A 12,547-nucleotide genomic window follows, 5' to 3' on the forward strand; every position below is an offset into this window, starting at 1 on the left:
GTGTTTTAGTTTTTATAATTGTATTTGAATTCTTTTACCGTTTTATAGATCATATTCCCACTGCTGTCTTTTTCCTGCTGACGGATTTCTTTCAATCGGTTAGCACTATCATAAATATAATATTCACTGATTCCGGATGGCGGTGTGATACTTCTTACTCCTACTAAAGGATCATACGTATAGGTAGTAATCTGATAACCGGATAAGGAAGTATTAGCTCTGAATGAACTTAATGCAGATAAAAACGCCGCCTCATCATTACCCGAAGCTGCTGAAGCATCAGTATTGGAAGCATTAACAACAGAATCAATTAAAGACTGCTGAATATCTGATAATTTCGCTCCTTCTATCTTTGCAATAGGCTGAGTCTCGTTATATCCCCAGATAATTACTGTTGAAATACCATTTCTAGTGGTGAACTGCTGCAGGTTCCCTTTGGAATCATATTGATCATAATTAACTTCCGTAGAAGAAACATTTTGCAAATCTGTAGACACAACAGAGCTTGGAAATAAGTTCAATGGGTTATCGTATTTTGTTTCTGTTTTAGAAAGTGTTTTAGCGGCTGCTCCAATAGTTTGTGTTGTTTCGGTTTCTAAAGGAATACCAATCATATTGGCATTGATCAGACGTTGATTTCCTTTTTCATGAGCATATTTAAAAGTAGTATTAGACAGTGAATTGTCAGGAAAAGTAGTTTTTTGAGAAGTCAGCTGGTAATGAGAAGTACTGTTATACAAATATTCTGTCGTAGTTGTAAGTTTTTTGTAAGGAGTATCATCTTGTATATCTACAGGTACGTTTTCATAATATTCGGTACTTTTTGTATTGGAAAGAATCGAATAATAACTTTCTTTGGGTAATGAGACCATACTATAATTAGAAATAATTGTCTCCAGCGGTAAGTTTACATGAGAAGAAAATAGAGCATATGCTTCTTTACCTCGTAAATCATAAACAGTTTTTAAGGTTTTTAAGTCATAATTATTTGATGTTTTACTTTTAAGAAATAACTGTCCTGATGCTGATTTAGAAAAAACTCTATTTTCAAGAAGTTTTCCATTAAAATCATCATAAGAAAAACTTTTGTCCATTGAACTTACTGTATTTGAAACTACACTTCCTAAATAACCGTCAGAACCAAAAAAATTCTGATAGCTTCCATCAAAGACTGGCATTAAAGGTGTTCTAATAATGAACTGGTCTTGTTGATACCCGTTACTAAATATTTTTTGTTCTCCACCCTTTTCAAAATTATCACCTCCATAGCTAATGGTAACGTTAGGATATGACGGATACATAAAGTAATCAGAAAATGGACCTATAAGTTCTGATGATTCAAAATCGTGATTATATGCTAAAGGCACAAGAACCATCCCCCCTGTACACCCTTCTACAGTATATTGAGATGTGGTATAACTCGTCGGATAAAGAGAGATCGGTATAATATTCATATTGTTGATATCCTTGAATAAGGAGTAATGTATTCTTTTAATATTGGTAATGGTATTATTTTCATCAACGTCATAAGTTTTTTTTAGTCTCAACCCTGCTATATTCTGACTACCATAGCCGCTTTTATAAGAAACCATAAAAGTACCCCCGTAATTAACATTAGGTTTTGGCACTAATGATAATTTCAAAATATAACTCTTACTTGGATCAGTGGTAAAAGTAAAACTTTTGTTTTTTGTTCTGGAACCATTGTCTATATCTGCTTGTGTAGTTTTGGGTAAATTAATGACTTCATTCAAGAGTACATTGCCTGTAACCTCATCCAGAATTTTTAAATTAACTTCCAACATTGTGGTTATAGAAGTAATTTCATTTTGTGTAATCACCAGATCAAAGGCCAATTGATTATCAATAATAGCACTTCCATCTAATGTTGTCGTACTTTCTGTTATGGGAACATCATAAGGATTGCTACGAACTTCACCATTTTTATTTTGTAAAAGAGCATATTTTTGTGGTCTGGCTTCATAATCAAAAAAAGTAGTGCCTTTAGTTGGATATGTAATAGAGGACAATGTTCCTTTTTTTGCCGATGAAAAATCAGAAGTTCTATCAGCATAGTTGTATAAATCACCAATAGCATAAGGAAAATTAGGGAGTCCCAACAATCTTAAATTCGGGATTAGTGTGGAGTTAACTTTATTATTAAAGTACCCGAATACATCAGCACTAAAGCTGTATTTATCAGGTAGCCCCGTAGGATCATCATAGGAGAATGAATATTCATTATCAAATACAGCGTTCTCCCCTTGATAATTATATTTCTTTATTTTTGTTAGAAAAAATCGTTCAAGAACAGTGGGGTTTAATGTGGAATATTGATCGAGGTATTCAAAACTTATTTGCTGGTATTTTTTATTTGAAAAACTATTAACGATATCAATTGAGGAGATTTTATTATAATAAATACCATTCACGTTATTATAATTAAAATTTATTGTTTTTTCTTTTCCTATTATTTTTACTAATACTCTTGCATCCTGAATTTTTAGAATATTACTTTCTTTTATATAAGCTGGAACAGCAGCTGTTCCGGACCCCTGACAAACGGTACCATTTAATTCCTGAGATCTAAGTACTTTTCTTTCCGTTATTGAATTTAAAAATGACTTTGCACCTATATTCTGATATTCAAAAGTAATTTCATTATTTCCAACATTAGTAATTTTCGTTAAATAAAAGCTTGTGTATCCTGAATAAATAGGAGCATCACGAATCCAGGTTTTTTCAATGGCTGTGCTTCCTCCAAAATAATATTTAATACCATCATTAGTGGTTAGCATAAATTGATGGGTCGTTTTAAAATCACCAATAGTTTCAATTTTGAATTGATGACTGTCTGTAGTTAAAACCGGATTTAAATTCTTATCTAAATAAAATTTTCCTGACAACCCATTTACCGAAATACTAAATATATCTATTTCATTATCATAAGAATCGTCTGTAAAATATGATTTCACCAATAATGAATTATTAGATCCATCCGGGATATTAACTAAACTCTCTATCTCCGATGAAGTATTAAATATTAATCTATTAGATGGGACTTGCATTTCGTCAGGAAGGTCATTAATTGTCCTTGTTATAACACCTCCCGCATCTAAAAACCAGCTTACTCCAACATTATTGGGCAAATCATTTACTTTTACACCCAATTTTGAGTAATTTAATTCAACTTTATTGAATATATTTTTTTCCTTTATTTCAGCGATAGGAATATTAATCTGAGCCATTCCTTTATATTCATTTAATGGCTGATTCCCATATCGTGTCATTTCTTCCGCTTGTGGAGTGGGTGGTACTACATTGGTAGATTTACTTATATTATTTTGTTCACCTGTCCTATTTTGTTGTGCATTCATATATAGAGCTGCAATGCAAAATAATAAAGTGAAAATTTTACTATTTATCATTTTTAAAATTTTAATGTTTAATAATGGAGAAACAATTTTAGTTATTGGCTATTATATCTTAGAAGTCTCTCTCAGATATAATACAGACAAAAGCATAGAAAAATATTCTCCTTCCTATTATTTCGTTTTTAATGGTTATCTTACTTCTTTATCAATTTAGCATTCGCCGTTTTATTTGCATCCGTTTTTATCGTCACCAGATACGCTCCCTGAACCAAAGCCTGGGTATTGATCTTAGTTACTCTGTTCTTAGTTTTTATACTCTGAAGCTGTCTACCAGACATATCATACAACAGAATATCAGCATCTTTGAAATCAAAGCCAATTTCTACATAAGCATAATCTGAAACTGGGTTTGGATAGATTTTGATATCATATTTTTCAATGAGCTGATCAACTTGTTTGTCTCCCAGTTTTACAATCTTCCAATTTTCTTTACCAAGCTCTTCTGCACTGGTTCCGGCAAGAATAATGGATCCGTCTCTGTTCAGTTTTAAATCTGAAAGTCTTTCTTCCTTCTTTCTGGATTCTCCTTTGACATGTTTTCTCCACTGTTCATTGCCGTTTTGGTCTAGATAAAGCATCCAGAAGGTCTCATCATCAGTCTGTATTCTTCCTTCTGCCTGAGTGTAACCTCCCAGCAATATTCCCTTGGAAGATTTGTCATCTGCGGAATGAAGAACACTCATACTCATCAGAATGTCTCTGTTTTTGAAATTGTAAGATTTCTGCCACTGCTCATCGCCTCTTTCATTTAAAGAAATCAACCAAAGGTCTGTCCCTTCTTCAATACCTACCGTTTTATTTCCTGATCTCTCCGATCTGGATTCTCCACCAATGATGAAACCTGTTGAAGTTAAAGCCAGAGTTCTGACATGATCATCACCTTTCCCTCCAAAGTTCTTTTCCCATTCTACTTTTCCGTTTTTGTCAAGTTTGACGATCCAGTAGTCGCCTTCACCGAAGTTTTCAGTTTGTTTCGAGTTTCGGAATACGGGATTTGAGTTTTGAAGGCTTGACACAGAACCCGCATCTCGCATCCCGGACCCCTTTTCAGATCCCGAAACACGAACCTCGGAACTTCTGGAATAAATTCCAAGCAATGCTCCGCCGTCCCTCGTTGGAATCATCTTCTCTACTTCATCCAAGCCTTTTCCACCTAAAATTAGTTGCGAAAGTTCTTTTCCGGATTTGTCTAACTTGGTAATTAATACATCTTTAGAACCATAGCCTTTTGAGGAATTCTGTACATTTCCAGCTACAAAGAATCCTAAATCTGTTGTTTGAATAACCGCTCTGGCTTCTTCATCTGAAGAGCTTCCTAAAGTCTTTTGCCACAATTCATCACCAAATTCATTGATTCTGATCAGCCAGATATCTGACCCTCCTTTAGAGTCCTCTTTTTTATCTAATCCTTTTCCTGAATATGAGGTTCCGGCCAAAAGGAATCCACCGTCCTGTGTGGTAACAGTAGCAGACAGGTAATCATGATTTTGTCCTGAGAAGTATCTCTCCCAGACTTCATTTCCCTGCTGGTTTAGTTTTACCAAATGGAAATCGTAACCGTTGTTTTGTTTACTTTCTGTAGGCTGCTGCTTATTGCTTTGAATAGAGCTTCCCGTGATTAAATATTGTTGATCGATTGTTGTAGTAACCTGGCTAAGAAAATCCTGGGTAGAGGATTTGATGTCTTTCTGCCATACCACCTCCTGAGCAGATATGCCCAAGACCGTGCATAAAGTAAATGCACTGATATAGAATTTTTTCATTCCAATGTTGTTTTCTGAGTTAGTAATTAGTTTATTAAAAAACTACGCAAATTTAACACTTTTTAAGACATAAAAATCCCAAAGAAGCGATTTAACATAAATCATACTATTTATTATTTGATTTGCTTATTTATATTTGACTTTATCTTATGATGACAAAAATATATACGCAGAACGACAAAACTTGTCGCATAAAAATCTATTTTGAAACTAATGAATATACAACACAAAAAAGCCACTCTCCCGAGTGGCTTCCTATTTTTTTGAATTTTATTTTACTGATAAATCACTTCATCATTCTTTTTGATCTGGTAGCTTTTTTTATACGGAGTTAAAACATAGCTGTCTTTAATATAAGACCCGCTTTTCCAGACTTTCGCTTTCCCTTCTTTATTCAGGATAATACTTTTTGCTGCTCCATCCGGAATAAAAACTTCCGCTTTTTTCATGTCTTTCGTGAAAATTACTGCCGTCATTGAGGTATAACTTTTATCTGAGTTTACTTCCTTTAGTTTTATTTTCTGACTGAAAGTTTTTATACAATTATTTTTTAACTGTGAATAAGTGTATCCTGCAGAACCAATACAGCCATGAACATCTCTGTCACCCCCTAAAACAGGAGTACTTTTTTGGGCAAAAACTAATGAGCCAAGGAACATTGCGCTGAGTAAAATTGTTCTTTTCATATGTAAAATTTTTGTTTTCTGATTAGTAGAACTATATCCCTAAATGGAGTATTAGTTAATTCTTCTAAGGTACAAAAAAAACCACTCTTCCGAGTGGTTTTCATTTTGAAATATGATCTTATTGATAGATCACAATATTATCCTTTTTAAGTTGGTAGCCATTTTTTTTGTAAGGAACCAATACATATCCATCTTTTTTCCACGCTTTGGCTTTACCGCCTGCTCTGGTAAGAATGATGCTTTCCGAATCGGAATCTTTTACAAAAACCTCAGCTTTTTTCATGTCTTTGCTGAAAATAACCGCAGCTATTGAAGTATAACTTTCTTTTGGAGCAACTTCTGTCAACTTAATTTTCTGTTCAAAAGTTCTTACACAGTCTTTCTTGATTTGAGAGTAGGTATACCCTGCAGAACCAATACATCCGTGTGCATCTCTGTCACCACCTACTACAGGTGTTTTTTGTGCAAATGCTAAAGAACCAAGGAACATTGTACTCAATAAAATTGTTTTTTTCATGTCGATTTGCATATAATAATAATTACCGTGGTATTATTAAAAATCATGCCAAAAAACACATAATACACATTTCTGTGAATACTTTTTCTTTCTATTATTTAGTCCAATTGATTTTTGAATGCTTCACATCGGCAGAACTTGTACCAATCATAATATCAAACTCTCCTGATTCCCAGTCATATTTCAAATCTCCGTTATAGAACTTAAGATTTTCAGGAGTAATATCAAATGTAATCTTTTTGGATTCTCCTTTTTTCAGAAATACTTTCTGGAAACCTTTCAATTCTTTTACCGGTCTTGTAATACTTCCTACCATATCTCTGATATATAATTGAACTACTTCTGCCCCATCATAATTGCCATTATTGGTTACAGTAACTGATGCCTGAACAGTTTGATCTCCTTTCGGATTGCTGTTCGATACTGCAATATCAGAATATCCGAATTTTGTATAACTTAAGCCAAATCCGAATGGGTACAATGGTGTATTACACTCATCCATATAGTTTGAACGGAATCTCTGGTACTCACATTTATCAGTAAGTTCCTGGCTTAATGGACGGCCTGTATTTTTAGCATTGTAATAAATAGGAACCTGGCCAAGGCTTCTTGGGAAAGTCATTGGTAGTTTTCCTGATGGATTTACTTTTCCAAAAAGAACATCTGCAATTGCATTTCCGGCTTCTGAACCTGCAAACCAAGCATTAAGGATAGCATCAGGAGCATCTTTTACATTGGTTAAAGCTAATGGACGGCCTGTGAAAAGTACCATAGCAATTGGCTTTCCGGTCTTCTTTAACTCGTTTAAAAGATCAACCTGCGATTGAGGAATGGTTATTTCTGTTCTTGATGATGATTCACCACTCATTTCCGCAGATTCTCCAATTGCCAAAACAATTACATCCGCTTTATTGGCCACATCAACAGCTTCTTTTAATAGTGCTTCTTTTGAGCGGTTATCCCGATCCGTTTTCTTACCGTGAGCTGCATAGATATCTTCCAACTTAGCATCATAATCAATATTAGCACCCTTAGCGGAAAGGAATTTTACTTCTTTACCATAAGTCGCCTGAAGCCCCTGCATCAGGTTTACTGCTTTATCATGTTTTGCAGCAACGCTCCAGGTTCCGGCCATATTGAGTGAGTTGTTCACCAATGGTCCTATTACCGCAACAGTTCCTGACTTTTTCAAAGGAAGCACCTGATTTTCATTTTTCATTAAAACCATAGATTGAGCCGCAACATTTCTTGCAATGTTTCGGTTTTCCATATTGTAAACTTCTTTTGCCGCCAGTTTTGCGTCACCATATTTGTATGGATCCGTAAATAATCCGAGGTCATATTTTGATTCAAGAATTCTTTTTGCTGCCAGATCAATTTCAGCCTGAGTTACTTTTCCTTCAGCTAAAGATTTTTTTAATGTTGTTAAAAAACCTTCGCCTACCATATCCATATCAACACCAGCTTTCAAAGCCAATGCAGAAACTTGCTGAAGGTCTCCCATACCGTGATCAACCATTTCATTGATCCCCGTATAATCGGTTACTACAAAACCTTTAAAGTTCCATTTATTTCTTAAAACTTCGGTTTGCAGCCATCTGTTTCCGGTTGCAGGAACTCCGTCTACTTCATTGAAAGAAGCCATCACAGAAGCTACACCTGCATCAACAGCAGCTTTATATGGAGGAAAATATTCGTTGAACATTCTCACGTGGCTCATATCAACCGTATTATAATCTCTTCCGGCTTCTCCTGCACCATACAATGCAAAGTGTTTTACACAAGCCAAAATAGTGTTCCCAACTGCTAAGTCTTTCCCTTGATATCCATACACCATATTTTTCGCAATTTCACTGCCTAAATACGGATCTTCACCTGAACCTTCGGACACTCTTCCCCATCTTGGTTCGCGGGAAATATCGACCATTGGAGAGAACGTCCAGTTGATCCCGTCAGAAGACGCCTCTCTTGCGGCAACTCTTGCAGACTGCTGAACCAGATTCATATCCCACGAAGCTGCTAAGCCTAATGGAATGGGAAATGTTGTTTCATAACCGTGAATAACATCCATTCCGAAGATCAAAGGAATTTTCAAACGGCTGTTTTCCACTGCTACTTTTTGAACAGCTCTGATTTTTTCCGCTCCCTTTATATTGAACAAACCACCCACTAAACCTTGTTCAACTTTTTTACCGATGTCTGAGCTTTTTGCCAGACCTGTAGTAAAATCACCTGAACTTGGTAAGTTAAGCTGGCCGATTTTTTCATCCAACGTCATTTTAGATAAAAGATTATCAACAAAAGCTTTCTTTTTAGCCTGATATTGAGCCGTCTGATAAGACTGAACGGGCTTCGTTACCATTTCCTGTGCGGAAAATACAGGTGCCAATGCTAAAGTGGCAATTACAATTAACTTTTTCATAAATCTATCTTCTTAAATTATTGTTTTTATATTTTTAGTTTTAATTCGATGGGTTTATCTTTCGATCATTGTGTGTTGGGTTACTTTTCTTTCTTCTTAGACAACATCCATTCATAAAACTTGGGGTTTGAATAGGCAGAATCCCATGAATTGTGATTATCATTCGGGAAAATAACCAATTCCGCAGATGGATTTACCGGATGCAGTTTTTGATAAAAATTAAAAGCATTGGCTGGTAATACAATATCATCCATTCCTCCATGAAATATTTTCATATTCAAATCCTTAAATTTATGAATATTGGCTGTCATTACCTGATCTGTAGGGGCACAAACCGAAGCTACTGCCGCAAACATTTCAGGATGTTCCATCGCAAGTTTCAAAGTTCCCCATCCTCCCATAGAAAGTCCGGTAAGATAAATGCGGGAAGCATCAATTTTATATTTCTTCTGAATTTCTTTGATCAGATTATAGACCGTAACGGTATCCCACCATGTACCTTCAGGACATTGAGGCGCCAAAATAGCTACCGGTTCTTTGATCAGGTTTTTATAGGTGAACGGACTGTGTGCTTTGACTAAGTCAATATTAGTTCCTCGCTCTCCTGAACCATGAAGAAATACTATTAATGGTACATTTTCTTTTGTATTCTGAGGATAATCCAAAACATAGGATATTTTTTCCTGCCTTTGAATTTCTTTATTAAGTTCTGCTTTTATCTCCTGTGCATTCAGTTGTAATGAAAACGGCAGAAGTAAAAGAGGAATATATTTCAGTTTTAATTTCATATTGATTTCGGTTTTTGACCAAAGTCTTTGAATCTGGTATTATTTTATTCCATATTTGGTTGACTGAAAGCTTAGCTTTTTTAATCCCTGCTGAATTTCAGGAGCATTCATAAACAATTTCCAAAGGAATCCTGATCTGTAGTTTTCGATCATTGGTGCAATTGTCCCCTGATCTATCGCCAGATATCTTGGTGTAAACCAATTGTTGTAATTAATAGATGTAGCATCATAAGGGCCTGCAGATCCTATAAATTCAGGTTTTTGAGTATAGATGAATCTCAGGAAAGCCATTGATTCTTTCGGAGTATATGGAAAACTGCTCAAAGCGGCTGTAGGCGTTATCACACCGTTGTCATTATTGCCCGGCATATGAGCTGTATAACCAGCGCTTCCATCCTCATTTCTGGTATAACCGGCTGTAAGTCCCCAATAATTAGGTCCATAACCTTTCCATTGTTTTGGATTTTCAACACAATATTTGTAGTCGATAAGGGTTTGATTTTTATTGATATCAAAATAGTTTTTCACAAGCTTATCCGATAATCCCGTAGGATCCAGCCCGATATATGAATATTGTGCCCAGAAAAGCGGTCCGCCATATTCTTCAGCATAATTGTGTTTCACATACAGAGGTAATCCGTATTTTGTTTTGTCTGTAACGTAGGTTCCGTTTCTCGTCCAGCCCTTGTAATATGTTTCTGCATCAATGGAATGCGTAGGTGAAGATGCGGCCAGAATATAGGTAATAAGACATTCATTATATCCTTCCAGCGGAAAATTCATTTCCCATTGGTAGTCCGGTGACCAGTGCCAATAAAGAACTTTTTCACCTCCTTTTGTATACCAGTTCCACTGAATTCCTTTCCATAGCTCATCACATTTTGCTGCCAGTGCTTTTTCTTCTGCATTTCCGTTTTTAAAATATTCACGAACCATCAGTATTCCTGAAGTAAGAAATGCTGTTTCCACAAGGTCACCGCCATTATCTTTTTTGCCAAAAGGAACTGTTTTTCCTGTTTCCCCATTGATCCAATGTGGCCAGGCCCCTTTGTGACGGTCTGCCTTCGCCAGGAAATCCATGATATGAGTAAGTCTTTTTACAGCTTCTTTTCTCGGAACAAATCCTCTTTCCACCCCTACCAGAATGGTTGCCAGCCCAAATCCTGAACCTCCTGTAGTAATAACATGTTTATCATTATCCGGATAGATATCGTCTTCATGATAGCGTTCTCTTCCTAACATTGAATGAGGTTCTGCATAATCCCAGAAATACTTCAAAGCATCTTTCTGTACTCTATCCATCAGCTGTTCATCAGTAATATTACTTTTTACAGCTTCAGTTTTTCCAACTTCCTGTTTTGCTACAGGAGCATTTTTACAGGAATACACGAAGAATAAAGAGGTGATAGCGATTGATAATACGGTCCTTTTCATAAGGTTTCTTGTTATAAGGTTCTAAAAGAAGAGGAGAACTTTCATTCTCCTCTAATGTTTATGATTTATTTTTAGTATCCAGGGTTCTGAACGAAAAGTCCGTTACTCTGATTCATTGCGTCCAAAGGAATTGGGAAAACTTCATTTTTCCCTGTTTTAAATCCTTTAGGTCCTAAATAAGTAGCGGCCTGTCCTGTTCTTACCAAATCAGGGAATCTATCCATTTCCATAGCCAACTCTACTCTTCTTTCCTGCCAGATTGCAGTTCTAAGAGCGCCCTGACTGGAAGCTGTAGTATTTCCAAGCTGAGCTCTGTTTCTTACTTTATTAATACTCGTAATGGCAGCAGCTGTATTTCCTAATTCATTTGCAGCTTCTGCATTGATTAAAAGAATATCAGCAAATCTTAGAATTCTTATATTTTGAATAGAACCGTAGCCACATGCATTATTATTCAAGGATGTTGGTACATAGACTTTTTGATTCCACATGTTACCTGCCTGAGGATCTCCTTTCTTAATCAAATCTCCTTCAAGAGTGGTTTCTCCTTCTCTTAGAATGCTCAGTTCTTTTCTTATATCTCCCGGTTCAAATGCATTTTCTAATGCCTGGGTAGGCGTAAAGAAGCCCCATCCAAACTGATTTCTTACTCCTTGAACTTCTGCATACTGACTGCCTCCAAATCCTGGAGCGCAATCACAATTCACTTCAAAAACAGATTCTGACCCAAACTCTCCAGCTGGTCTGAACAAATGGTTAAAATCCGGATCTAAAGAATATCCCATACCAATAACCTGATTGGAAGTATCATAAGCTTTCTGGTAATCTTTCATATAAAGATATACTTTTGAAAGTAATCCTAAAGCCCCTCCTTTTGTTACTCTTCCACGATCTGCAGCAGGATAAGTCTGAGGCAAAACTTCAGAAGCGGCAAGAAGATCTGATACAATAAAGTTATACACTTCTGCTGTTGAATTTCTTGCTTTCAGATAATTTCCATCCGCCGGTAATCCATCATATATCGGAACTCCACCATAGATTCTTACCAAATTGAAATAGAAATAGGCCCTCAGCATTTTAGCTTCAGCTACCAGTCTATTTTTTAGCGTAGCATCCATATTTATTTTCGGAACATTGGTAATAACCTGATTGGCCCTGTTTACAGCCTGCCATTGCCCGATCCAATATCCTCTTACTCCATCATCACTTACTGTAAAAGTAAAATTATCATATGCATTAATAAATGATGCATCCCCAGGATTAGATCCTTTTTCCACATCATCACCTGTTACCCCAAATACATATTGTGCAGGAAAACCTGTGTTTTCCCAACTTCTTAAAAAGCTATAAATAGCACTTGTAGCCTGCATTGCATCATCCTGCGTTGTAAAGAAATTTGCTACATTCGTTTGCCCTTCATCTTTAATATCTACAAAGTCATTATTACAACTTATGCTTAAAGAAAGTATGGAGAGTGTTAAAAATATTTTTTTCATAATTTTT

The 12,547-nt window shown here is 35.8% G+C and carries 8 protein-coding genes; all 8 read right to left on the minus strand.

What is annotated here, in order from left to right:
• Positions 1–5: 5 nt before the first annotated feature.
• The 8 genes from FW780_RS06070 to FW780_RS06105 all read right to left on the minus strand — a co-directional run bounded on the left by FW780_RS06070 (position 6) and on the right by FW780_RS06105 (position 12,540).
• Positions 6–3,428 carry a hypothetical protein gene (locus tag FW780_RS06070; protein WP_149832673.1) on the minus strand — a complete coding sequence of 1,141 codons (3,423 nt, stop codon included), beginning with the start codon at positions 3,426–3,428 and terminating at the stop codon, positions 6–8.
• A 140-nt stretch (positions 3,429–3,568) separates the two neighbouring features.
• Positions 3,569–5,197, minus strand: coding sequence for a T9SS type A sorting domain-containing protein (locus FW780_RS06075; RefSeq protein ID WP_149832674.1), 1,629 nt, complete (start codon positions 5,195–5,197; stop codon positions 3,569–3,571).
• A gap of 275 nt (positions 5,198–5,472) precedes the next feature.
• Complete coding sequence (locus FW780_RS06080; protein ID WP_149832675.1) at positions 5,473–5,883, minus strand: hypothetical protein; 411 nt, start codon at positions 5,881–5,883, stop codon at positions 5,473–5,475.
• A 118-nt stretch (positions 5,884–6,001) separates the two neighbouring features.
• On the minus strand, positions 6,002–6,400 hold the full coding sequence (locus tag FW780_RS06085; RefSeq protein WP_149832676.1) for a hypothetical protein: 399 nt from the start codon (positions 6,398–6,400) through the stop codon (positions 6,002–6,004).
• 94 nt (positions 6,401–6,494) lie between these two features.
• The gene (gene bglX, locus FW780_RS06090) at positions 6,495–8,822 is read right to left on the minus strand and encodes a beta-glucosidase BglX (protein WP_149832677.1); all 2,328 of its coding nucleotides are present in this window, start codon (positions 8,820–8,822) and stop codon (positions 6,495–6,497) included.
• An 80-nt stretch (positions 8,823–8,902) separates the two neighbouring features.
• Positions 8,903–9,610 carry a carboxylesterase family protein gene (locus FW780_RS06095; RefSeq protein ID WP_149832678.1) on the minus strand — a complete coding sequence of 236 codons (708 nt, stop codon included), beginning with the start codon at positions 9,608–9,610 and terminating at the stop codon, positions 8,903–8,905.
• 39 nt (positions 9,611–9,649) lie between these two features.
• Complete coding sequence (locus FW780_RS06100) at positions 9,650–11,044, minus strand: glucoamylase family protein (RefSeq protein WP_149832679.1); 1,395 nt, start codon at positions 11,042–11,044, stop codon at positions 9,650–9,652.
• A 71-nt stretch (positions 11,045–11,115) separates the two neighbouring features.
• Positions 11,116–12,540, minus strand: a complete 1,425-nt coding sequence (locus FW780_RS06105) for a RagB/SusD family nutrient uptake outer membrane protein (protein ID WP_149832680.1) — start codon at positions 12,538–12,540, stop codon at positions 11,116–11,118.
• Positions 12,541–12,547: the final 7 nt, after the last annotated feature.

Source organism: Chryseobacterium sediminis, from assembly GCF_008386505.1.
In the GTDB taxonomy this organism is placed as follows: domain Bacteria; phylum Bacteroidota; class Bacteroidia; order Flavobacteriales; family Weeksellaceae; genus Chryseobacterium; species Chryseobacterium sediminis.